The organism is Kitasatospora sp. NPDC004745 (assembly GCF_042873275.1).
In the GTDB taxonomy this organism is placed as follows: domain Bacteria; phylum Actinomycetota; class Actinomycetes; order Streptomycetales; family Streptomycetaceae; genus Kitasatospora.
Genome location: NZ_JBIALK010000023.1, coordinates 83,256 through 106,376, shown reverse-complemented (window position 1 = coordinate 106,376; position 23,121 = coordinate 83,256). Strand labels below are relative to the sequence as shown.

The 23,121-nt window shown below is 76.8% G+C and carries 18 protein-coding genes and 2 pseudogenes; 15 read left to right on the top strand and 5 right to left on the bottom strand.

From position 1 onward, the window contains the following. The first annotated feature begins 96 nt into the window (after positions 1 to 96). The 8 genes and pseudogenes from ACFYUY_RS30300 to ACFYUY_RS30265 all read left to right on the top strand — a co-directional run bounded on the left by ACFYUY_RS30300 (position 97) and on the right by ACFYUY_RS30265 (position 6,466). On the top strand, positions 97 to 513 hold the full coding sequence (locus ACFYUY_RS30300) for a TOBE domain-containing protein (RefSeq protein ID WP_360210329.1): 417 nt from the start codon (positions 97 to 99) through the stop codon (positions 511 to 513). A gap of 52 nt (positions 514 to 565) precedes the next feature. Then, complete coding sequence (locus ACFYUY_RS30295) at positions 566 to 1,360, top strand: glycerophosphodiester phosphodiesterase (protein ID WP_387905343.1); 795 nt, start codon at positions 566 to 568, stop codon at positions 1,358 to 1,360. Further along, the gene (locus ACFYUY_RS30290; RefSeq protein ID WP_387905340.1) at positions 1,357 to 2,451 is read left to right on the top strand and encodes a winged helix DNA-binding domain-containing protein; all 1,095 of its coding nucleotides are present in this window, start codon (positions 1,357 to 1,359) and stop codon (positions 2,449 to 2,451) included. Before ACFYUY_RS30295 ends, ACFYUY_RS30290 begins: the two co-directional genes overlap by 4 nt. 241 nt (positions 2,452 to 2,692) lie before the next feature. After that, a complete protein-coding gene (locus tag ACFYUY_RS30285) occupies positions 2,693 to 3,073 on the top strand; it encodes a peptidoglycan-binding protein (protein ID WP_387905338.1) in 381 nt (126 codons plus the stop codon). A 98-nt stretch (positions 3,074 to 3,171) separates the two neighbouring features. After that, positions 3,172 to 3,441, top strand: a pseudogene (locus tag ACFYUY_RS30280) (peptidoglycan-binding protein); the annotation flags it as partial. After that, positions 3,415 to 4,089: a peptidoglycan-binding protein gene (locus tag ACFYUY_RS30275; RefSeq protein WP_387905429.1), complete on the top strand. Its 675-nt coding sequence runs from the start codon at positions 3,415 to 3,417 to the stop codon at positions 4,087 to 4,089. The pseudogene ACFYUY_RS30280 and the gene ACFYUY_RS30275, both read left to right, overlap by 27 nt. A gap of 217 nt (positions 4,090 to 4,306) precedes the next feature. Next, entirely contained in the window at positions 4,307 to 5,473 is a 1,167-nt protein-coding gene (locus ACFYUY_RS30270) for an AI-2E family transporter (RefSeq protein ID WP_387905336.1), read from the top strand. Between the two features lie 102 nt (positions 5,474 to 5,575). After that, entirely contained in the window at positions 5,576 to 6,466 is an 891-nt protein-coding gene (locus ACFYUY_RS30265) for a virginiamycin B lyase (protein WP_360210338.1), read from the top strand. Between the two features lie 27 nt (positions 6,467 to 6,493). Here ACFYUY_RS30265 and ACFYUY_RS30260 read toward each other — a convergent pair whose 3' ends face one another. Genes ACFYUY_RS30260 through ACFYUY_RS30250 form a run of 3 tightly spaced genes read right to left on the bottom strand, consistent with a single transcriptional unit; the run spans position 6,494 to position 11,017 of the window. Continuing rightward, positions 6,494 to 7,051 carry a GAF domain-containing protein gene (locus tag ACFYUY_RS30260; protein ID WP_360210340.1) on the bottom strand — a complete coding sequence of 186 codons (558 nt, stop codon included), beginning with the start codon at positions 7,049 to 7,051 and terminating at the stop codon, positions 6,494 to 6,496. Further along, positions 7,035 to 7,901, bottom strand: coding sequence for a S8 family serine peptidase (locus tag ACFYUY_RS30255; protein ID WP_360210342.1), 867 nt, complete (start codon positions 7,899 to 7,901; stop codon positions 7,035 to 7,037). Before ACFYUY_RS30255 ends, ACFYUY_RS30260 begins: the two co-directional genes overlap by 17 nt. Beyond that, a complete protein-coding gene (locus ACFYUY_RS30250) occupies positions 7,898 to 11,017 on the bottom strand; it encodes an adenylate/guanylate cyclase domain-containing protein (protein ID WP_387905332.1) in 3,120 nt (1,039 codons plus the stop codon). Before ACFYUY_RS30250 ends, ACFYUY_RS30255 begins: the two co-directional genes overlap by 4 nt. A gap of 450 nt (positions 11,018 to 11,467) precedes the next feature. Between ACFYUY_RS30250 and ACFYUY_RS30245 the strand changes: the two genes are divergently transcribed. From ACFYUY_RS30245 to lanKC, 3 genes and pseudogenes are all read left to right on the top strand, one after another. Continuing rightward, positions 11,468 to 11,644 (top strand): hypothetical protein, encoded by a 177-nt coding sequence (locus ACFYUY_RS30245; RefSeq protein ID WP_360210346.1) that lies wholly within the window; start codon positions 11,468 to 11,470, stop codon positions 11,642 to 11,644. A gap of 142 nt (positions 11,645 to 11,786) precedes the next feature. Next, positions 11,787 to 13,127, top strand: a pseudogene (locus tag ACFYUY_RS30240) (MFS transporter); the annotation flags it as partial. Beyond that, positions 13,109 to 15,691, top strand: a complete 2,583-nt coding sequence (lanKC, locus tag ACFYUY_RS30235; RefSeq protein WP_387905329.1) for a class III lanthionine synthetase LanKC — start codon at positions 13,109 to 13,111, stop codon at positions 15,689 to 15,691. The pseudogene ACFYUY_RS30240 and the gene lanKC, both read left to right, overlap by 19 nt. A 40-nt stretch (positions 15,692 to 15,731) precedes the next feature. Here lanKC and ACFYUY_RS30230 read toward each other — a convergent pair whose 3' ends face one another. Further along, the gene (locus ACFYUY_RS30230; RefSeq protein WP_360210352.1) at positions 15,732 to 17,555 is read right to left on the bottom strand and encodes a BTAD domain-containing putative transcriptional regulator; all 1,824 of its coding nucleotides are present in this window, start codon (positions 17,553 to 17,555) and stop codon (positions 15,732 to 15,734) included. A gap of 552 nt (positions 17,556 to 18,107) precedes the next feature. Between ACFYUY_RS30230 and ctaD the strand changes: the two genes are divergently transcribed. From ctaD to ACFYUY_RS30210, 4 genes are all read left to right on the top strand, one after another. Further along, positions 18,108 to 19,856 (top strand): cytochrome c oxidase subunit I, encoded by a 1,749-nt coding sequence (ctaD, locus tag ACFYUY_RS30225; protein WP_387905426.1) that lies wholly within the window; start codon positions 18,108 to 18,110, stop codon positions 19,854 to 19,856. 95 nt (positions 19,857 to 19,951) lie between these two features. Next, positions 19,952 to 20,479: a hypothetical protein gene (locus ACFYUY_RS30220; protein ID WP_360210354.1), complete on the top strand. Its 528-nt coding sequence runs from the start codon at positions 19,952 to 19,954 to the stop codon at positions 20,477 to 20,479. A gap of 137 nt (positions 20,480 to 20,616) precedes the next feature. Further along, entirely contained in the window at positions 20,617 to 21,336 is a 720-nt protein-coding gene (locus tag ACFYUY_RS30215; protein ID WP_360210356.1) for a response regulator transcription factor, read from the top strand. Positions 21,337 to 21,424: 88 nt separating this feature from the next. Next, entirely contained in the window at positions 21,425 to 21,838 is a 414-nt protein-coding gene (locus ACFYUY_RS30210; RefSeq protein WP_387905325.1) for a pyridoxamine 5'-phosphate oxidase family protein, read from the top strand. 10 nt (positions 21,839 to 21,848) lie between these two features. Here ACFYUY_RS30210 and ACFYUY_RS30205 read toward each other — a convergent pair whose 3' ends face one another. After that, positions 21,849 to 23,117, bottom strand: coding sequence for a hypothetical protein (locus ACFYUY_RS30205; RefSeq protein WP_360210360.1), 1,269 nt, complete (start codon positions 23,115 to 23,117; stop codon positions 21,849 to 21,851). Positions 23,118 to 23,121: the final 4 nt, after the last annotated feature.

The window sequence follows — 23,121 nt, the reverse complement described above, 5'->3', positions numbered from 1 at the left end:
CCGCTTCGCGGGCCCGGCACGCCGTACGGCAGGATGTCGGCGAGGGTTCGGCGCACGCCGGGCCCGTCCCTCCGGAGTCAGCGTCAGGAGTCGCACATGGGCCAGCCCGAGGCGCCGGTCAACCCGTACCGGATCGGCGAGGCCGCGGCGCTGCTCGGCGTCAGCGCCGACACCATGCGGCGCTGGGTGGACGCCGGGCGGGTCGCGGCCCAGCGGGACGAGCACGGCCACCGGATCATCCCCGGCGCCGACCTCGCCGCCTTCGCCCGCGAGCTGGCCCGGCCCGAGAACGCCGAGGCCGAGGGCCGGCCGTCCTCGGCCCGCAACCGCTTCCCCGGGATCGTCACCGACGTGGTGCTCGGCGACGTCGCCGCCCAGGTGGAGGTCCAGGCGGGCCCGTTCCGGGTGGTGTCGCTGATCAGCCGGGAGTCGGCCGAGGAGCTGAACCTCGTCCCCGGCGCACCCGCCACGGCCGTCATCAAGTCCACCAACGTGATGATCGAACGGCGCTGAGCCCGGCGACCGACCCCGCCCCCACCGATCCGCACGAGAGGCCCCGCCCGGGATGACCCACCCGCACCCGCCGACCACCCAGCGCGCCGCCCTCCCCGCCCGGGCCGCGGCCGCCCGGCCCGCAGCCGGCCGCGAACAGGCCCCGGACGCCCGCCGACCGGTCCTCGCGGTGGCCCACCGCGGCGCCCCGTACCGCCACCGCGAGAACACCCTCGCCTCGGTCGAGGCCGCCCTCGCCGCCGGGGCCGACGCCGTCGAGGTCGACGTCCAGCTCACCCGGGACCGGGTGCCCGTCCTGCTGCACGACCGCACCCTGGAACGCCTCTGGGGCGACCCGCGGTCGATCGACCGGGTCACCGCCGAGCAGCTCGAGGAACTGCGCCGCGGCCCGCTCGCCGTCCCCACCCTCGCCGAGACGATCAAGGCCCTCGCCGCCCACGAGGGCCGCCGGCTCCTGCTCGACCTCGACGACCCCGGCCCCGCCGCCGCCACCTGGTCCGTCGTCGCCGGGCTCGGCGCCGAACGGCAGGTCGCCTTCTGCGGGCCGGCCACCGCGATGCTCGCCGTCCGCGCGCTGAGCCCGGACGCCGAGATCGCGCTCACCTGGAAGCAGCCCCGGATGCCCGCCCGGGCCCTGCTCGACGACCTGCGCCCGCGCTACCTCAACCCGCCGTTCGGCCTGGTCACCCCCGCCTTCACCGCGGCCGCGGCGGACGCCGGGCTGGAGGTCTCCAGCTGGACGGCCGACCTGCGCCGCACCATGCGTCGGCTGCGCGACTGCGGGGTCTCCTCCATCACCACCAACCGGATCGACGTGCTGCGCGCCGTCCTGGACGGCCGCCGGTGAACGTGCTGACCGGCCGGCAGCTGGGCCGCGCCCTGCTGGCCCGTCAGCACCTGCTCGCCCGCACCGGCCGGGAACCCGCCGAACTGATCCACCACCTCGGCGGGCTCCAGGCCCAGGCGGTGCCGCAGCCGCCCTACCTCGGCCTGCTCAGCCGGATCGACGGCTTCACCCCCGAGCGGCTCACCGCGCTGCTGGAACAGCGTGCCGCGGTGCGGATCGCGCTCCAGCGCGGCACCATCCACCTGGTCACCGCCGAGGACTGCCTGACGCTGCGACCGCTGCTCCAGCCCGTCCTCGACCGGGCCCTGCGCTCCACCTACGGCGCCCGGCTGGCCGGGCTCGACCTGGACGCCCTCGGGGCCGAGGCCCGCGCCCTGGTCGAGGCGGAACCGCGGACCTTCCAGCAGCTCGGCGCGCTGCTCGCCGCCACCCGCCCGGACCGCGACCCGGCCGCCCTCGCCCAGGCCGCCCGCTGCCTGCTGCCGCTCGTCCAGGTCCCGCCGCGCGGGATCTGGGACCGCAGCGGCCCCGCCGCCCACACCACCGCCGAGGCCTGGCTCGGCCGCCCGCTGGAGCGGGCACCGGCCCTCGACGACCTGGTCCTGCGCTACCTCGCCGCCTTCGGCCCGGCCACCGCGGCCGACCTGCAGAAGTGGTCCGGTCTCAGCCGGCTCGGCCCGGTGCTCACCCGGCTGGCGTCCCGGCTGGTCGCCTTCCGCGACGAGCACGGCCGGGTGCTCCACGACCTGCCGGAGGCGCCCCGGCCCGATCCGGACACCCCGGCGCCGGTGCGGCTGCTCGCCCCCTTCGACAACCTGCTGCTCTCGCACGCCGACCGCACCCGGGTGCTGCCGGAGGAGTACCGGGGCCGGGTGATGACGCAGAACGGGATCGTGCTCGGCACCCTGCTGGTCGACGGGCTGGTCGCCGGGACCTGGCGGCTGACGGGCGGGCAGGAGGTGGCCGTCCGGCCGTTCACGGCGCTGCGGCCCGCCGACGAGCAGGCGGCGCGGGCCGAGGCGCAGCGGGTGCTGGACTTCGCGGGCGGCGGCGGGACGGTCCGCTTCGAGCCGGTGGACGGGGAGCGGTAGCGCTCCGCGTCCCGGGGACGGCCGCCCGGCGCTCCTGCGGCGTCCCGGGACGCCGGGGGACGGCGGGCGGGACGGACGCCGCCGGCCGCCTGCCGGAGCCCGCCGCGGCGCGGGACCGTCCCAGCCCGGACGCGGGCGGCGTCCCTGGGACGGCGAGGGCTCGAGGGACGCCCGCGGGGCCTCCTAGTGTCGTTCGGCGGCGGCCGGTCCCGGCCCCCGCAGTCCACTCCAGGAGCCGTCCATGCTCATGTCCTCGACCGTCAAACGCGCCGCCGTGGTGGTGGCCTCCGCCGGTATGGCCCTCGTCGCGCTGGCCGGTACGGCGAGCGCCAACTCGACCGCCGGCGACATCGCCTACGGCGACACCGGGACGGGCGTCTGGTGCGTCCAGCTGGCGATGAACGCCTCCAACGTGCACGCCGGCCTCCAGGCCGACGGCATCTGGGGCAAGCGCACCGAGGACGCGGTGCGGAAGTTCCAGGCGACCAACCGCGACAAGTGGGGCGGCACGCTCGACGTGGACGGCATCGTCGGCCACAACACCGGCCGCGTGATCCTGGAGGTCCTCGTCCACAACGAGCACGACCAGGCCGAGAAGTGCTGGAACTACCTGCCGACCTGACAGGCGGCCCCCGGGCCCGGCGCGGTGGCGGCCCCGCCGCCGCGCCGCCCACGGCTCCGCCCTCCCTCCCCCTCCGTCACACCCAGTGAGGAACCGTCATGAAGCGCATCCCGGCCGTGGTCGCCGCGATGTTCGCCGCGATTCTCGCGGCCCTGCTGGTCGCGCCCGCCGCGCAGGCCGCGAGCTGGCCCACCGTCCGCAACGGTGACCGCGGCGACAACGTCACCACCGTCCAGTACCTGCTGGCCGCCCACGGCTTCGCCACCGGCGCCGACGGTGCCTTCGGCGCCGGCACCGAGGACAAGGTCAAGGGCTTCCAGCAGTCCGCCGGGCTCAGCCCGGTGGACGGCGTCGTCGGCCCCGACACCTGGTCCAAGCTGATCGTCACCGTCCGCAAGGGCGACAAGGGCGACGCCGTCAAGGCGCTCCAGGTCCAGCTGAACGCCCACGGCGCCGGGCTGGCCGTGGACGGCGACTTCGGCGCCGGCACCGACTCGAAGGTGCGGGGCTTCCAGCAGTCCGCGGGCCTCAACCCGATCGACGGCATCGTCGGCCCGGCGACCTGGGGCGCCCTGCTCTCCGGCGGCGGCAGCACCGGTGGCGGCGGCGGCAGCGGCACCACCCTCACCCAGTCGCAGGCGGCCTCGATGCTCTCGTCCGCCGGGATCACCTGGTCCTCCTCGGGCAACTGCTCCGACCGCGGCAGCAGCAGCTGCACCTCCTTCGACGGGCTGCGCCGCGCCTCGGCGGACGGCGCCATCGCGCTCAAGCGCTCGATCGGCAGCTGCCCGCTGAACATCACCGGCGGCACCGAGACCGGCCACGCCAGCGGCACCTACAGCCACGGCAACGGCTACAAGCTGGACTTCGGCATGTCCGGCTGCCTCACCAACTACATCCACGGCACCTTCACCCACAGCGGCACCCGCGGTGACGGCGCCGACCTGTGGACCGCCGCCTCGGGCAACATCTACGCCAACGAGGGCAGCCACTGGGACGTGACCTTCATGAACTGACCGCCGACGCGGCGGTACCGCCCCGTGACGCGGGTCGGAAGACAGGCCCGAGCGGCCCGGCCGGATCCCCGGCCGGGCCGCCCGGGCGTTTCCGTGCGTCCGGGGCTCCGGAGGTCCGGGGCGCGCCAGGGGGACAAAACCACCATTCCATCTGATCATCTGCTGAGATGGGGCGGTTCGGACTCATCGACGATCCCCGGCGGAGGTGGCGGTGTCCGTGGAGCGCCCGTCAGACGGTGTGCCGGACCGGGACCAGGACGAGGGGCAGGGCCAGGACCGGGACAGGCGCCCGGCCCCGGACGGCCGGCCGGACCCGCGCCGGCCGTACCTGATGCTGCCGCCCGTGCTGCGGCAGGCGGCGGCCTGGTCGGCGGCGGTGATCCTGCTGATCGCCGTGGCCTCGCTGGTGGTCTTCGCCCTGGTCGAGCTGCGGGCGGCGACCGTGCCCGTCGTGGTGGCGCTGCTCGGGGCCTCGCTGCTCTACCCGGTGGTGCCGTGGCTGGTCCGGCGGGGCGTCGGCCGGGGCCTGGCCGCCGGGCTGACCTGTGCGGTGCTGGTCGCGTTCGTCGGCGGCGTGATCGCCCTGCTGGTCAACTCCCTGGTGCACAGCGCCCCGCAGATCGCCGACTCGCTGCAGGAGTCCGGGCGCCGGATCGCCGACTGGCTGGGGCCGTCCGGAGCGAAGGTCCAGCGCGCGCTCGACAACGCCAAGGGCGAGACCAACTCGCTGCTCTCCGCCCTCACCAGCGGCGTGCTCTCCGGGCTCGGCCTGCTCACCCAGCTCGCCACCGGCGGGGTGCTGGCGCTCGCCCTGGTGTTCTTCTTCCTGCGGGACGGCCACCGCACCGGTGATGCCATCCGCTCCTACCTGCCCGAGCGCGGCGCCGGGACCGTGGTCGCCTGCGCCGAGCGGGCCTTCGACGCGATGGCGGGCTTCATGCGCGGCACCACGCTGATCGCGCTGATCGACGCCACCTTCATCACCATCGGCCTGGTGGCGCTCGGGGTGCCGGGCGCTCCGGGGCTGGGCGCCCTGGTGTTCATGGGTGCCTACATCCCCTTCGTCGGGGCCTTCCTGTCCGGGGCGGTGGCCGTGCTGGTGGCCCTCGCCGACGGCGGGCTGGGCACCGCGCTGTGGGCGCTCGGCGTGGTGCTGGCGGTCCAGCTGATCGAGGGAAACGTCCTCCAACCGCTCATCCAGAGCCGCACGGTGGAGCTGCACCCGGCCACCATCATGGTCGCCGTGGTGGCGGGCTCCGGCATCGCGGGCATCCTCGGGGCGCTGCTCGCGGTGCCGATCTGCGCCGCGGGCGTGGGGGTCGTCTCGGTGCTGCGCGGGGTGCCGGGGCCGCGCACGGCCCGCCGTTCGGCGGGCAGCGAGTAGGGGGCGGCGGCGCGAGAGGGGGGCAAGTCGCTTGTGGCGGCCCCCGGATGCGTGCGAGGATTCATAACGCGACGAGAGTCGCAATAACTTGAAGGGGGTGGCATGGCACGGACCACGGAGCTGATCGGCGTCGCCGAGGCGGGGGCCGGACCGTACGGGATCGCGGTGGGGCCGGACGGGGGCGTCTGGTGCACGCTGGTGCACTCCGGGCGGATCGCCCGGCTGGCGGCGGACGGCACGGTCGAGCGCCACGACCTCGGCGCACCCGACTGCGGCCCGTCGGTGATCACGGCGGGCCCGGACGGCGCGCTCTGGTTCACCCGGATGCGCGACCGCCGGATCGGCCGGATCGCCGTCGACGGGACGACGCGCTCCCACACCCTGCCGGGGGAGGGCTCCGGGCCGTACGGGATCGCCGCCGGGCCCGACGGAGCGCTCTGGTTCACCGAGCCCGACGCCGACCGGATCGGGCGGATCACCGTGGACGGCGAGCTGACGGCGTACCCGCTGCCGCTCACCGGGGCCTTCCCGGCGCTGATCACGGCCGGGCCGGACGGCGCCCTGTGGTGCACGCTCAACCGGGCGGACGCCGTCGCCAGGATCGGCGTCGCCGGTGACGTCACCGTCCACCCGCTGCCCACCGCGGGCACCGCGCCGGTGGGGATCACGGCGGGGGCGGACGGCGCGCTCTGGTACGTCGGCATCGGCGGCGGGCTGGTCGGCCGGATCACCGTCGACGGCGAGGTCACCGAGTACCCGCTGGCCGACCGGGCGGCCCGGCCGCACGCGATCGCCTGCGGCCCGGACGGCCGCCTCTGGTTCACCGAGTGGGCCGCCGGCCGGATCGGCGTGCTCGCCCCCGACGGCCGGCTCGACGGCCACCCGCTGCCCGGCCCGGACGCCGAACCGCACGGGATCGCCGTCGGACCGGACGGCACGGTGTACGCGGCCCTGGAGCGCGGCGAGGTCGCCCGGCTGACCGTGCGGGACTGACGCTCCGACGGCGTCCGGGCGGCCGGCTCACGGCTGCCGGCGCAGCAGCTCCTCCAGGTCGGCGAGCAGGCCGAGGGCGGCGGCGCGGTCGGGGCCTGCCGCCGGGGCGGGGGCCCGCTCGGCGATCACCCGCAGCGCGGCTGCGGCCTGCCGGGCGAACAGCGCGAGCAGGTCCAGTTCGGGCAGGCTGGCCCGGGCCTGCGGGGCCGGGTCGAGTACCTCCAGCACGCCCAGCACCCTGCTGCCGTGCGTCAACGGCGCCGCCATCAGCGCGTTCGGCACGTAGGCGGTGGACTCGGCGAAGTCCCGGTCGAAGGTGCGGTTGGCGCCCAGGTCGTCGACCACCATCGGCTCGCCGGAGGCCGCGACCCAGCCGGCGATCCCGCGTCCGGCCGGGAAGCGCCGGCCCACCAGGGCCTCCTCCCCGCGCCCCGAGACGGCCTGGAAGACCAGCTCGCCGGCGGCCTCGTCGAGCAGGCAGACCGAACCGGCCTCGGCGCCGAAGATCGCCCGGGCCACGTCCACCACGGACTGCAGCAGCTCGCGGGCCAGCGGGTCGACGGCGGGGTCAGTGCTGAGGGTCATCGGGCGCCTCCGTGAGGGGGGTGGACGGGCGGGGGCCGACCTGGACGTTGGCCGCGGTGAGGTAGAGCGCGCTCTTCAGCTGGAAGGTCGTCAGCCTCGGCCGGCCGGACAGGATGCGGGCGCACAGCCCGGCGACGTAGGGGGTGGCGAAGCTGTTGCCGGTGGTGCGGATGGTCGCCCCGCCGAGCCAGGGCACCCGGACGTTCTGGCCCGGGGCGAAGAACTCGACGGGCGGCGCCGGGTTGTACAGGTGCAGGGCCGGGTCGTCCTCCTGGTGGCTGCCGACCGAGATGACCGAGGAGAAGCGCCACGGATAGCTCTCCACCTGCGTGTTGTGCGCGGAGGCGACGATCGCGGTGCGGGCGAAGAAGGCGTCGTCGGCGATCGCGTGCAGCTCCTCCAGGAAACGGGTCCGGGTGGTGGAGAGGCTGAGGTTCACGACGTCGAAGCCCTGCCCGACGGCCCAGCGCAGCCCGGCGATCAGCATGTCTCCGGTGCCGGTGAAGCGCTCGCCGAGCACCCGGACGCTGTACAGCTCGCAGTCCGGGGCGGTGCGGCGGATGATGCCCGCGCAGGCGGTGCCGTGGCCGCAGGTGTCGCCGGCGGCGTCGGGGCGGACCACCAGCTCCCGGGTGACCGGATCCTTGAGCACCGCCCAGGACCCGTTCAGCGGGCCGACCAGCGGGTGGTCCGGTTCGACCCCGGAGTCCACCACGCAGACCCGCACCCCCTTGCCGGTGCCGCCCTCCCGGGTGCCGCCCTCCCCGGTGTCGTCGCCGTCGGCGAGCACCGGGAGGTCGGCGGCGGACCGCCCGCGCAGGCTCCAGGTGAGGCCGGCCGGGCCGTTCACCGGGCGCCCCCGATCCGTTCGGCCCGCCGCACGCCCGGCAGGTGCCCCTTGGCGGCGAAGCGGTCCCGGGCGGTGGCCGCCGCCGCGGCGGCCTCGGCCGGCCGGTCGAGCAGCAGCAGCGCGTGGGCGCGGTCCAGCGCGGTGAGCGCCTGCAGCAGCAGCGACTCGGTGCGCTCGGCGGCGGCCGCGGCGGCCGCGGTGAGCTCCAGCGCCGGGCCGGCCTCGCCCGCGGTGGCGGCGACCCGGCCGCGCAGCGCGTCCAGTTCGATCGCCAGCACCGGCGCCGGCGCGGCCGTCGCGTCGACGCCCTCCAGGTGCCGGGCGGCCTGACCGGGGCGGTCGGTGTCCAGCAGGACCCGGGCGGTGGTGAGGGCGAGCCGTGGCAGCGGGGCGGCCGAGCCGAGCCGGCGGGCCACCTCGGCGGCGTCGGCGAGTAGCTCCAGGGCCTGCCCGGTCTGGCCGGTGGCCGCCGCGGCCTGGGCCGTCAGGGCCGGCAGCGAGATCATCGCGTCGGCCAGCGACAGCTCGCCGGCCAGGCCGTTGGCCTCGGCGAGCAGCAGCTCGGCCTCGCCGGGGCGGTCCCGCAGCGCGAGCAGCACCGCCAGCGGGCCGTCCAGCGCGACCCGGACCGTCCGCCGGCCGGCGCCGTGCTCGGCGAGCAGGGCGCGCAGCCGGAAGGTGGCGTTCGGGACGGGCTCGGGGCCGGCCAGCAGCGAGGCGGCCAGCGCGGCCAGCACCGCGGCCCGGTCCAGCTCGGCGTCGGTGCGGGAGACGTGGCCGAGGGCCTCGTCGAGCAGCCGGTCGGCCTCGGTGTGCCGGCCGGCCAGCAGGTGCTCCTCGGCCAGCCGCAGCCGGGCCCGGGCCTGGCCGAGGTCGTCCCCGGCGCCGGCGAACAGCGGCAGCACCGCGCGGGCGGTGGCCGCGGGCTGGTCCGGGCCGGGCGGCAGGCCGCGGGTGGCGAGGGCGAGCCGGGCGTGCGCGGCGTCCAGCGGGTCGGCGGCCGCGTCCCGGACCTGCGCCAGCACGGGCAGGGCCTCCTCGGCCCGGCCGAGGGCCAGCCGGGCCTCGCCGAGGCGGCGCAGGACGGGGCCGGCGCCGCGCTCGTTGGGGTAGTGCAGCCGGACGGCGCGCTCCAGCAGGTCGGTGGCGGCGGGCAGGTCGGCGTGCTCCAGGGCCAGGGCGCCGGCGGCGCCGAGGGTGGCCGCCGCGCGGGTGCGCAGGGCGTCCGTCCGGGCGTCCAGCAGACCGAGTTCGAGCCGGTAGCGGTGGGCCCGCTCCAGGTGGTCGCCGACGGCGGCGCCCCCGGCGGTGCGGACGGCGGGCAGGTCGGCGGCCCGCTCGTGGCGCTCGGCGCGGGCGCGCTTGGACATCGACTGGTACACCGACTCCTGGACCAGACCGCTGCTGAACCGGTAGCCGTCGCCCGCCGGTTCGACCAGGCGGCGCTCGGCCAGTCGCTGCAGCGCGGCGTGCAGCCGCGGCGGGGTGTCGTCGCCGCTGCCGCCGGCCAGGCCGGGCAGGCCGTCGAGCGGGCCGGTGAAGACGTCGTCCTCCGGATCGGCGAAGGCGTCCTGGTCGGCGCCGCCGTGGGCGAGCCCGGCGAGTTCGGCGGCGCGGAAGGCCCGGCCGAGCACGGCGGCGAGGTCCAGCGTGGTGCGCTCGTCCCGTTCGAGGTCGTCGATCCGCGCGCTGAGCAGTGCCCGTCCGGTGGGCGGCAGCTCCTCGGCGAGGGCAGGGCCGTCCGCCTCGGTGAGGGCGGCCAGCAGCTCCTCCAGGTGCAGCGGGTTGCCCTCGGCCCGCTCCAGCAGCCGGCCGGGCACGGTGTCCTGGTGGGCGCTCAGCTCGGTCAGCTGGGCGGCCAGCAGAGCCGACTCGTCCCAGGACAGACCGCCGACCGGCAGGGCCGGCAGCTCCGGGCGGGAGGCGGGCAGCTCCGGACGGGCCAGGCACAGCAGCAGCACCGGGGCCGCGCCGAGGGCGGCGACCAGCCGCTCGGCGGCGTCCAGCAGCACCGGACCGGCCCACTGGCAGTCGTCCAGGACCAGGACGGCCGGGCGTTCGACGGTGCGCCCGCGCAGGATCGCCGCCAGCCGGTCCAGGGACTCGGCCGCGCCCACCTCCGGGGCCACCGCGTCCTCCAACCGGGCCAGCGCCTCGGCGGGCGCGGCGGCTCCGGCGCCGTCGTCCAGCAGGGCCCGGACGGCCTCGGCCAGCGGGGTCAGCACGCCCTGCTCGCCGTAACTGCGGCAGCGCCCGGTGCCGCAGCGGGCGGCACGCCGGCCCACCCGCTCCTGCCACTCGCGCACCAGCCGGGTCTTGCCGATCCCGGCCTCGCCGACCACCAGCAGCAGCTCGGCGCCCCGACCGCCCGCCACCCGTGCCAACGCGGCGTCCAGCAGCGCCAGTTCGCGCTCCCGGCCGACCAGCGGGACGTCGAAGCGGCGCAGCAGCTCCGGGTCGTCCTCGTCCAGCCCGACGAGGCGGTAGGCGGTGACCGGCTCGGCCTTGCCCTTGAGCCGCAGCGGGCCCACCTCGTGCACCTGGGCGGCCGGGCCGGCCGCGCGCAGGGTCTGCGGGCCGATCAGCACCTGGCCGGGCGCGGCCTGGGTCTGCAGCCGGGCGGCGATGTTCACCGTCTCGCCGGAGATCAGTGCCTGGCGCGCCGAGGCGTCCGAACCCGCCACCACCTGGCCGGTGTTGACGCCGATCCGGACGTCCAGACGGACCCCGAGGGTGGCGTCCAGCTCGGTGTTGAGGTCCTCGAGGTCCTCCAGCATGGCCAGGGCGGCCGCCAGCGCCCGGTGGGCGTCGTCCTCGCGGATCACCGGGACGCCGAAGACCGCCATCACCGCGTCCCCGATGAACTTCTCCAATGTGCCGCCGTGCGCCTCGATCTGGCGGTGCATCCGCTCGAAGTAGCGCAGGATCACCTCGCGCAGCGTCTCCGGGTCGAGCGCGCCGGACAGCGCGGTGGAGTCGACCAGGTCGCAGAAGACCACCGTGACCAGTTTGCGCTCCTCGGCGGCCAGGTCGAGGGCGGCGGCCCGGGAGGTGCCGCAGGAGGGGCAGAACTGATCGTTCGTGCCGGCGAGTTGGGCGCATTGTGGGCAGGGCATGGTGGCAGTCCTTCGCTAGGGCTCGTCTGACAATTCCCGCCGCGCCGCGAATTGTCAGACAAGCCCTGGTCCCTCGCGGTGCGGGAGTGCTGTCGGATCCGGGCGTGTCGTCGGGGTGGACGTCGCCGGGCCGTGGGCGTGCCGTCGGACCCGGGAGTGCTGTCGGATCCGGGCGTGCGGGTGTGCCGGGCCAGGCTCCCCGGCCGGGCTTCGGGCCCGGTTCGAGGGCGCCTGGCCGGCGGTATGGCCGCAGCTCGGAGCGGGTCCGCGGGCCCCCCGGCCGGGCCGGCCGGCCGCCCCGGACGCGCCGGCGGCCGCCCCGGCCTGCGGCCATACCGGTGCCGTACCGGTTCCCGGGCCCCGCGCAGCCGGGCCGGCCTAACGTCCTCACCACGGCGGACCACCACCCGCTGCACCCCTACCGATCCACCCAGTGAGAGGAGTTCAGCCATGGCCGAGAACATCGACCCGATCGTCGGCGAGGACGGCGAGGAGACCCCCGAGGTCGAGGCGCACGCCGCCAACATCCTGGACCTGCAGGCGATGAAGGTCCTCCAGGACGCCGCCGACGGCAACTGCTTCAGCCTGATCAGCTACGTCAACTCCGCCGAGACCTCCGGCGCCTGAGGCGCGGCAGGCCGGCGGTCCCGGCACGGGGGCGGGCGCACCACCGCCCCCGGCCGGCACGCCGGACCGCAGGCCCCCGGGGCGGTCCCGTCGGCACGGGACCGCCCCGGCCCGATTCCACCCCCCACCCCGGAGGACGGCCATGGAGCCCACCTCGCTCTCCCGCAACCGGGACTTCCGGCTGCTCTGGGTCGGCGGCCTGCTGGCCTCGCTCGGCTCCCAACTCGCCTCGATCGCCCTGCCGCTGCTCGTCCTGCGGGACACCGGCTCGCCCGCCCAGGCCGGTGCGATCGGCACCGTGTCGGTGGGCGCGCTGCTGCTCACCATGCTGCCCGGCGGCGTGCTCGCCGACCGGATCGAGCGGCGCCGGCTGATGCGGGTCTGCGACGTCGGGAGCCTGCTCGCCGTCACCGCGCTGGTGCTCGCCGTCCTGAACGGGCGCACCCCACTGCCGCTGGTCCTGCTGGTCGCCGCCGCCGGGGCGCTCATCGCCAGCACCTACGGGCCCGCCGCCGGCGGCCTGCTGCGCGCGGTGGTGCCTCGCGACCAGGTCCGCGCCGCCTCCTCCCGGATGCAGGCGCGCGGCGCCGCGGCCCGGCTGATCGGTCCGCTCGGCGGCGGGGCGCTGTTCGCCTGGCACCCGGTGCTGCCGTTCGTCGCCGAGGGCGTCGGGCTGCTGCTCTCCACGGTCTGCGTGGCGCTGATGCGGACGAGGTCGGTGCCCGCCTCCCGGGCCGGGGCGGTGTTCAGCCGCTCCGAGCTGACCGCCGGGCTGTCCTTCATCTGGCACCAGCCCTATCTGCGCACCCTGCTGCTGATCTTCGGCCTCGGGATGAACTTCGCGTTCAGCGCGCTGATGTTCACCACCCTGGCCGTTGCCTCGGACGGCGGACGCTCCGGAGTCGGCGGCGGCACCGTGGTCTCCTTCACCGCGGCCGGGGCGCTGGCAGGCGCGCTGCTCGCCCCGCGGCTGGACGCACCCCCGGCCTGGTGGCCGGGCGGCGCCCACGGCGCGCGCGACGGCAGCCTGGTGGCGCTGAGCTGCTGGGCGGCCGCCGTCACCGCCGGGGTGCTCGTGCTCACCCGGGAGCCGGTGCTGATCGGGCTGCTCTGCGCGGTGTGCATGTGCCTGTCCACGGTGGCCAGCATCGGCTTCGTGTCCGGGATGCTGCTCGCCGCGCCGCCGGACCGGATCGGCCGGGTGCAGAGCGCGGCCGGCTTCCTCTCCACGCTGGTCCAGCCGTTCGGCCCGCTGGTGGGCGGCGCCCTGCTCGGGGCCTTCGGCGGCACCCGGACCTTCGCGCTGCTGGCCCTCGCCATCGCGCTCTGCGCGGCCGTGGTGACCTGGGCGCCGCCGGTCCGCCGCGGGCCGGCCCTGCTGCCCGCCGTCTGACCCCCTGAACCCCCGGGGCCCGTGGGCGCGCCCGGTACCAGCCGTCCAGCGACCGGAAGAGGAGGCCCGCCATGGCCGGCGCCCAGGAGACCCAGCTGTACTGCCTCGCCGACCCGACGTACTACGACACCCCGGGCCGGCTGCGCGACCGCTCCACCCGCTACGCCCTCGGGCTCGGCGCACCGCCCGCCGGGTGGCGGCGCGAGCAGCGCGGGCTGTGGACGGCCCTGCGCCCGGACGGCGTGCGCCCGCCCGAACAGGGCTGGAAGCTCCACGTCTCGACCGTGCCCGAGGAGGCCGAGCAGACGCTGGCCACCGTGGCCCGGATCTGCACGGCGCACCGGGTGACGTTCAAGTTCCTGCGCAGCGACGACGCCCTGCGGGTGGCCAACGGCAAGTACGCGGGGCGCGGGAGCAGCGGCAAGTTCGTCACCGTCTACCCCGGCTCGGAGCGCCAGTTCCTGGCGCTGGCCCGGGAGTTGGCCGAGGCCCTGGCCGGCCGGCAGGGGCCGTACGTGCTCACCGACCTGCGGATCGGCCCGGCCCCGGTGTACGCGCGCTACGGCGCCTTCGTCGAACTCTGGTGCCAGGACGGGGCCGGACGGGCGGTGCCCGCGCTGCGCGACCCCTCCGGCCGACTCGTCCCGGACCGCCGCGAGCCGGTGTTCCGGCTGCCGGACTGGGTCGAGCCCCCGGCGGAGCTGCGCCCGCACCTGGCCGCCCGCGAGGCCGCCGGCGGCGAGCTGCCGTACCGGATCGTCGAGGTGCTGCAGTTCTCCAACGCCGGCGGGATCTACCTCGGGGAGCACCGGACCACCGGGGAGCGGGTGGTGCTGCGCGAGGCCCGCCCGTACGCCGGGCTGGACGCCGCCGGGGACGACGCCGTCACCCGGCTGCGGCGCGAGCAGTGGGCCCTGGAGCGGCTGGACGGCCTGGACTGCGTGCCCCGGCTGCGCGAGGTCCGGACGGTCTGGGAGCACACCTTCCTGGTGCAGGAGCACGTCGAGGGCGTCCAGCTGTTCGCGGAGGCGATCCGGCGCTACCCGCTGGTGCACCAGGACTGCACCGCCGAGCAGCGCGCCGGGTACGCGGCCTGGGTCGAGGAGGTCGTCGCCGGGCTGGGCGGGGCGCTCGCGGCGCTGCACGCCCGGGGCGTGCGGTTCGGGGACCTGCACCCGGCCAACGTGATCGTCCGGCCGGACGGCTCGGTGGTGCTCGTCGACTTCGAGTACGCGGACGAGCTGGCCGGCCGCCGGGTGCCGGTGGCCGGCGCCGGCGGGATCCAGCCCCCGCCCGGGCTCGACGGGGCCGCGGCCGACCGGTACATGCTCTGGGCGACCTGGCTGATGCTGCTGATGCCCGTGATGGAACTGGCCGAGCGCGACGCCGGGAAGCTGGCCGCGCTGGAGCGGCGGGCCCGGGCGTGGTTCGGGCTCGGCCCGGAGGCGGGGCCTCCCCGGCCGGGCACGGCCACCCGGGTGGAGTCGGTGACGGAACGCCGCGGGCGGGAGCTGCTCGGGCGTGTCGGCGACGTCGCGGACCGCGCGGGACGCTGCGAACACGCCCGCGGGCCCGCGGCGGCGGACGGCCCCGATCTCGCCCGGGTGCGCGGCGAGCTGGTCGCCGGGATCCACGCCGGGGCCACCCCCGACCGCTTCGACCGGTTGTTCCCGGGGGATCCGGCCGGCTTCGCCGACGGCGGCACCGGGGTGGCGCACGGCGCGGCCGGCGTGCTCCACGCGCTGCACCGCACCGGGGCGGGCCACCCGCAGGAGTACGCGGACTGGCTGGTCGCCGCGATGCGGCGGCGGGGCCCGCGGCCCGGGGCGGGCGGGCTGTACGACGGCCCGCTCGGGGTCGCCGCGGTGCTGGCCCGGGTCGGACGCGAGGAGGCTGCGGCCGAGCTGGCCGAGCGGGCCCGCCGCGCCCGGCCCGCGCCCACCGTCGCCCTGTACGGCGGCCGGGCCGGCGCGGCCCTGGCCCGGTTGCGGCTCGCCGACGCCCTGGGCGACGGGGCGGGGCTCGCCGACGCGCTCCGGGACGCGCGCGCCCTGGACGCGGCGCTGCACGCGGAGACCGCGGCCGACCCGCTGCCGGCCGGTCTGCTGTACGGGCTGGCGGGCATCGCGCTGGTGCAGCTGCGGCTGTACCGGCGCACCGGCGAGGAGTGGCTGCTGGCCTCCGGGCGGGAGGCGCTGGCCCGGGCGGTGGCCCGGTGCGTCCGGGTGCCGGACGGGTCGGTGCAGGTCCTCGACCGGGGGCGGCGGCTGGCCTACCTGGACCGGGGGAGCAGCGGCATCGCCCTCGTCGCCCGGGAGTACCGGGCGGCGGGGGACGGCGGGTTCGACGGCTTCCTGGCGGACGTGCGGCGGGTGTGCGCGCCCGGGTTCGTCCGCGAGCCGGGGCTGTTCCGGGGCCGGGCCGGGCTGCTGCTGGCCCTGGACCGGCTGGGCGGTCCGGCGGCGCGGGAGGACGTGCTCGGACAGGTCCGCAAGCTCCAGTGGCACCTGGTGGCGCGGCCGGAGGGGCTGCTCGTCCCGGGGATGCGGCTGCGGCGCTTCTCGGCGGACCTGCACACCGGCGCCGCGGGGGTGCTGCTGGCCCTGTGGGCGCTGGAGGGCGGGGACCCGCTGGACGCGCTGACGCTGGGCTGAGCCTCCCCGACCGGGGAGGCCCGCCCTCGCCCGCCGGGGCTCAGCCCAGGCCGTCGGCCGGCACGCCCGCGTGCTCCCGGGCGTGCAGATGGGTGAGCCGGGGCAGCGCGTACAGGGCGGCGTGGGCGGTGACCTCGGCGGTCGGGCAGGTGACGGCTCCGGTGTCGGTGAGCGCCTCCAGGGTGCGCAGCGCGAGCCGCTCGGGGCGGCCGAGGGCGGCGGCGGCCTCCGGGAGGGTGAACAGCAGGGCGAGCGGGAGGGCGGCGAGGCGGGCGAGGGCGAGGCGGCCCTGACCGCCGAGGTCGCGCCAGCCGGAGTCGAGGCGGGCGCGGACGGTGACGTCCCCGGCGACGAGTTCGTCCAGGGCGCCGGCCGGGTCGGCGAGCCGGGCCGCGAACTCGGCGAGCGGGAGGTGGCGCAGCACCGCCAGGCGGGTCCCGGCGACCCGGACGGCGAGCGGCAGCAGCCCGCAGGCCTCGACGACGCGGGCGGCGGCGGCCCGGTCGGTGCCGATCCGGCCGGTGCCGACGATGCGGCCGAGCAGGTCGAGGGCCTCGCCGGGGGCGAAGGGCGGGACGGTGACCCGGTGCACCGAGGCCAGCCCGGCGAGCTGGCTGCGGGAGGTGACGAGGACGGCACTGGGGCCGTGGCCGGGCAGCAGTTCGCGGACCAGGGCCTCGCCGGGGGCGTCGTCGAGGATCAGCAGCATCCGGCGCCCGGCCAGGGAGGCGCGCCAGAGCGCGGCGGCCTGGCCGGGATCGGCCGGGAACGGGCCCGACCGGCCGGTGAGGGAGGCGAGTTCGGCGAGGAGATCGGCGAGCGGGCGCGGGGAGCCGTCCTCGGTGCGCAGCCGCACCAGCAGCCGGCCGTCCGGGAAGCGTTCGGCGAGCAGGTGGCCGGCGTGGACGGCGAGCGCGGTCTTGCCGATGCCGGCCGGTCCGGAGAGCACCGTGACCCGCCCGCTCCCGCCCGACTCGTCGATCAGGTCGCGCAGTTCGGCGGATCTCCCGGTGAAGTCGGCGGTGTCGGCGGGCAGCAGGGCGCCGCCGGAGCCGGTGGGCCGGGCCGGGCGGTCGGCGCCGGGCCGGGCCGGCCCGTGGGCGAGCAGCCGGCGGTAGCGGGCGGTCAGTGCGGCGCTCGGCTCCAGGCCCAACTCGCGGGCGAGTAGCTGGCGGTGGGTGTCGTAGACGGCGAGCGCCTCGGCCTGCCGGCCGGACCGGTGCAGGGCGTTCATCCGGGCGGCCTGGAGGCGTTCGCGCAGCGGGTGGCGGTCGGCGAGTTCGGCGAGCTCCTCGGCCACGGCGATGGCGTTGCCGAGTTCCAGCTCGGCCTCCGCCCAGTCCTCGTGGACGCCGAGGCAGCGGCCCTCCAGCCGGTCGGCCTCGGCCTCGACGGCGGGCGAGCAGCGCAGGTCGGCGAGCGGCGGCCCCTGCCACAGGTCCAGGGCCTGGCGCAGCAGCCGGGCGGCGGGTGCGAGCGCGCCGCCGTCGGCGGCGGCCCGGCCGGCCCGGGCGAGGGCGCGGAACTGCAGGAGGTCGAGCTCGGGTTCGGCGACGCGCAGCTGGTAGCCGCCCGCGGTGTGGACCAGCCGGTCGGGCTCCGCGCCGCGTCCGAGCAGGGTGCGCAGGGCGCAGACGTACACCTGGAGGTTCTTGCGGGCGGTGCGCGGCGGCTCCTCGGGCCAGAGCGCGTCGGTGAGCAGGTCGACGGGGACGGAGGTGTTGGCCCGGGTCAGCAGGACGGCCAGCACCAGCCGCTGCTTGAGCGGCCCGAGGGCGAGCGGGCGGCCGTCCGCGGTGCCGGTCAGCGGGCCGAGCACGGTGAAGCGGACCCGGGCGGGGGCGGCGGGCTGGGCCAGGGGCATCGGCGTACCTCCGGGGGCGTGGGCGGGGGCGTGCGGGGGCGTGACCGGTGGTGGTGCGGCGTGGGCGCAGGCTACGGGACGGCCGACCCGAGCTGTAGGGCACGGAATCGGCGGGGTTCCCACACCGGGCCCACACGGGCCGGGCGCCCGGGCGGCGGTGCGGCCGGGGGCGCCCGGTGCCCGGCCGGGCGGTGTCCGGGCAGCTGGGGAGGGGTGCGGGCGGGCGGCGGGCCCGGTGCGCGGCGGCCGGCCGGGGGCGGGCGCCGGCCGGTGCGGCGGGCGTTCCGGGGGTGCGGGTGCCGGGTCGGCTCCGGCGGTTCTCCAGCGGGGCTCGTCGCCGTGGCGAGCGGCCTCCGAGGGGCCCGGGGCAGTGGCCGGGGCCACCGGAGGTCCCGGTCCGGGGGCCGGAACGCGGGTCGAGCGGCCCCGGGTGCGCGGGCCGAACGGCCCTGGGGCGCCGGGCCGGTGCGTTCCGATCATGGATCGCCACCCATTCGCACGAGGTTCCGAAGGAGTGCGTCCTTGAGCGCCACCCAGGCACAGGGCGACCCCATGCCACCGTCAACCGCCGTACCGTCGACGGGAGTCCGGCCGAAACGGCCCGGCTCGGCGGTGGTCAGGCTGCTGACCACCACCGACCACAAGACGATCGGCTCCATGTACCTGGTGTCGGCGTTCGCGTTCTTCCTGATCGGCGGCGTCCTGGCGCTGGTGATGCGCGCCGAACTCGCCCGCCCGGGCACCCAGATCCTCTCCAACGAACAGTTCAACCAGGCCTTCACCATGCACGGTTCGGTGATGCTGCTGCTCTTCGCGATGCCGCTGTTCACCGGCTTCGCCAACTGGATCATGCCGCTGCAGATCGGCGCCCCGGACGTCGCCTTCCCCCGGCTGAACATGCTCTCCTTCTGGCTGTTCGTGTTCGGCTCGCTGATCGCCGCGGCCGGCTTCGCCACCCCGCAGGGCGCCGCGGACTTCGGCTGGTTCCTCTACGCGCCGCTGTCCGACGCCGTGCACTCGCCCGGTGTCGGCGCCGACATGTGGATCATGGGCGTGACGCTCTCCGGCTTCGGCAGCATCTTCGGCGCCGTCAACTTCATCACCACGATCATCTGCATGCGGGCCCCCGGCATGACGATGTTCCGGATGTCCATCTTCTGCTGGAACGTGCTGCTCACCTCGCTGCTGGTGCTGCTGGTCTTCCCGGTGCTCGCCGCCGCGCTGCTCGCCCTGGAGGCGGACCGCAAGTTCGGCGCGCACGTCTTCGACCCCGCCAACGGCGGGGCGATGCTCTGGCAGCACCTCTTCTGGTTCTTCGGCCACCCCGAGGTGTACATCCTGGCGCTGCCCTTCTTCGGCATCGTCTCCGAGGTCATCCCGGTCTTCAGCCGCAAGCCGATGTTCGGCTACGCGGGCCTGATCGCCGCCACCGTCGCCATCGCGGGCCTGTCGGTGACGGTGTGGGCGCACCACATGTACGTCACCGGGCAGGTTCTGCTGCCGTTCTTCTCCTTCATGACCTTCCTGATCGCCGTCCCGACCGGGGTGAAGTTCTTCAACTGGGTCGGGACCATGTGGAAGGGCTCGCTGAGCTTCGAGACGCCGATGCTGTGGACGGTCGGCTTCCTGGTCACCTTCCTGTTCGGCGGCCTGACCGGGGTGCTGCTCGCCGCCCCGCCGATCGACTTCCACGTCTCCGACTCGTACTTCGTCGTCGCCCACTTCCACTACACGCTGTTCGGCACCGTGGTGTACGCGATGTTCGCCGGCTTCCACTTCTGGTGGCCCAAGATGACCGGCAGGATGCTCGACGAACGCCTCGGCCGGATCACCTTCTGGACCCTCACCATCGGCTTCCACTCCACCTTCCTCGTCCAGCACTGGCTCGGCGCCGAGGGCATGCCCCGCCGCTACGCGGACTACCTCTCCACCGACGGCTTCACCACGCTCAACACCGTCTCCACCCTCGGCTCCTTCCTGCTCGGCCTGTCGATCCTGCCGTTCCTCTACAACGTCTGGAAGACCGCCAAGTACGGGGAGCGCGTCGAGGCGGACGACCCGTGGGGCTACGGCCGCTCGCTGGAGTGGGCGACCTCCTGCCCGCCGCCGCGGCACAACTTCGTCACCCTGCCGCGGATCCGCTCCGAGTCCCCGGCCTTCGACCTGCACCACCCCGACATCGCGGCCCTGGACGTGCTGGAGAACACCGGCGAACCGGCCAAGCACCTGGCCGGCGTCACTCCGGCCAAGTACGACCTGCCGCGCGGCGCGACCCGGCGCGCCCGCCCCGAGGGCGACTGACCGGGCCGCCCCCCGACCGCCGTCCCCGCCCGCGCCGCTGCCCCCGGGCGGGCGGGGACGGCCCCACCCTCCCTGCGAACCGGAAGGCCGGGCCCATGAACCACACCGTCCTCGCCATCGGCACCGCCGCCCTCACCGCCAGCGGCTGCGTCTGGTACCTGCCCGCCATCGCCGACCTGCAGGCCGGCCCCGACCGCCCCCGCTCCACCCGCACCGCCGCGGCCGCCTGCGTCCTGTGGTGGGCGGCCCTCGCCCTGGCCGGCGGGCTGCTGCTGGTCCTCCCCGACTGGCGCCCCGCCGCGCAGACCGCCCTGGCCGGGCTGGTCGGCGGCGCCGCGCTGCGGGTGCGCGCCCGCTGGGACCGGCACGGCGAGCAGCGGGAGAGCGTCGCGCGCTGGGCGGCGCTGGACGCCGCTCCGGCGCCGCACCCCCGGCGCCCGGCGGCCCCCGCCCTCGCCGGCTGGCTCCTCGTCGGCGCGGCCGTCGCCTCCCTGGGGGCGGCGGCCGTGCTGCTGTCCGCCGGCGGCGGGCTAGGGCCCCGGGTGGGGCTGGCCGCGGCGAGCGGGGCGGGCGTCGCGCTCGCCTTCCTGCTGGCCGGTCTGGGCAGCGCCCGGCGCCGGTGACCGCGCCCGACGGCGGGGGCGGCGAGGCGCCGGGGCGGTGGGGCCCTTCGGCCCTGTGCCCGCCGCCGCGCGGTGGGCGATGATGCCCTGGGCCCCGCCGGGAGTGCGCGGGGGTTCGACGAAGGTGGAGCGGCGTGATGGCGACCAGTACGGCGGGTGCCGGGGCACCGGCTCCGGTGCGGGTGTTCCTGCTGGACGACCACGAGGTGGTGCGCCGCGGCGTGCACGACCTGCTGGACGGCGAGCCGGACCTGGAGGTGGTCGGCGAGGCCGCCACCGCCGAGCAGGCCCTCGTTCGGGTGCCCGCGCTGCGCCCCGACGTCGCGGTGCTGGACGTCCGGCTGGGCGACGGTGACGGGGTGTCGGTCTGCCGCGAACTGCGCTCCCGGATGCCCGGACTCGCCTGCCTGATGCTGACCTCCTTCGACGACGAGGAGGCCCTGCTGGACGCCGTGATGGCGGGCGCCGCCGGCTACGTGCTGAAGCAGATCAGCGGCACCGACCTGGTCGCCGCCGTCCGCACCGTCGCCTCCGGCCGCTCGATGCTCGACCCCGGTGCGGCCACCCGGCTGCTGAACCGCCTGCGCAGCGACGCCGAACCGGCGCCGCCCGTCGCCGCCGGACCGGCGCTGACCCAGCGCGAGCAGGAGGTGCTCGCCCTGATCGGGGAGGGCCTGACCAACCGGCAGATCGGCGAGCGGCTCTACCTCGCCGAGAAGACGGTCAAGAACCACGTGTCGCGGCTGCTCGCCAAGCTGGGCGTGGAACGGCGCGTCCAGGCGGCGCTGATCGCCACCGAACTGCGCCAGGCCCAGGCCGCCGCGCCGCACTCCCCGCTGCGTGCCGGGCGGTTCTGACGGCCCGCCCGGCGGCCGGGAACCGGGGACCACGGGCGGGACCATCGGCCCTCGCGGGCGGGCCCCGGCCCGGGCGAGCATCGCTGGCATGAACCGCGATCACGACCCGCAGGAACTGGACCGCGACCGGGCGCTGGGCCTGCTGGCCCGGGCGCTGGTCGGCCGGGTGGTCTACACCGTCGGCGCCCTCCCGGCGGTGCTGCCGGTGCACTTCCGGCTGGAACCGGGCGACGGCGGGATCCTGCTCTCGGCCCCGGCCGGCTCCGAACTGGCCCGCGCCGTGGACGACGCCGTCATCGCCTTCGAGGCCGACGAACTGGACGGCCCGGACGGCTCCGGCTGGTGCGTCACCGTCCTCGGCCGGGCCCAGGTCCGCCCCGTCGCCGGGGCCGTACCCGCCGCCGTCCGGATCCGGATCCGCCCGGAACTGGTCACCGGCCGCCGGCTGCCCCCGCTGCGCCGCGCCGCCCGGCCGCCGGCCCGGCTGGGCACCGGCACCTGAGCCCGCCCGGTCAGTGCGGGTCGCCCTCGATCCGGCCGGCCAGGGCGCGGACGGTCGGCGGCAGCTGGCGCCGCCGGGCCACCAGCAGCGGGACGGCCAGCGCCAGGTACACCCAGCTGAGCGCGGCCCGGGCGGACTCGCCGGGGAGGGCGAACTGGACGGCGAACAGCACGAAGAGCAGCCCGGCCTTCCACGGGCGGAAGCGCAGGTCGAGCAGGAGGACCACGGCGAGGACGGTCTGCGCGGCGGTCAGCAGCACCTCGTCCACCTGGCGTTCGACGAGCGGCAGCGAGGCCCCGCCGCCGCCCGCCAGGTAGGCGAGCGGGAGGCAGCCGATCAGCAGCGTCCACTGGTTGACCTTGCTGGAGAGCAGCGCGCCGAGGCCGTCGTCCCCGCGCAGCCGCCAGGCGAAGACCACCGCGACGATCAGCTCGGGCGCCTCGGAGGCGAGCGGGGCCAGCCACTGCACCAGCAGGAAGCGGTCGACGCCGAGCGAGGCGCCGGCGTCCACGAGCGAGGTGGCGAACGGCTCGGCGCAGGCGAAGACCACGACCGCGGCCACCGCGAAGACCAGGACGGTGGTCGCCCGGCGGCGCCGCCGCGGGAGCGCGGCCAACCGGGCCGGGACGCCGACGAGCTCCTCCTCGTCGGTCTCGCTGCAGCGGCCGACCCGGAACAGGTAGGTGGCGTACCAGGCGATCAGCACGACCGCCAGCACCCAGGAGATCTGCCGGGTCAGCGGCATCACGAAGGCGAGCAGGGCGGCGACGCCGAGGAAGCCGGTGTCGATCCGGCGGTGCTCCCGCAGGGTGATCCCGGGCTCGACGCCGCGGCGCCGGGCGGCGAGGTAGCCGGCGAGGGCGACCAGCGGCCAGCCGACGCCGACCAGCAGACGGTTGGCGCCGGTCATGTTGGCGGCCGCGTAGGCGGCGTACTCGGGACGGGTGCCCGCCGCGTACGCGAAGTAGAGGTCGACCGCGTACTCGGGCAGCACGGCGATGAACGCCAGCAGGGCCAGTGCGAGCGGCCCGGAGATGTCCGCGCGGGCGGTCTCCGCGGCCCACATCAGCAGCAGCGCCGCCGACAGCACGCCGAGGCCGAACACCGCCATGCCCGTCACCGGGGCCGGGTGCACCCCGGTCAGCCGCAGCACCACGGCGGGGAGCGCACCGGCCACGGCGGCCGCGATCCGCAGGGCCGTCACGGACCCGCTCGGCGGCTGCGCCGACGGCACCGGGGCGGCGTCCTGCGGGGCGGTCAGGGGTGACTTGTGGGCCATCGGC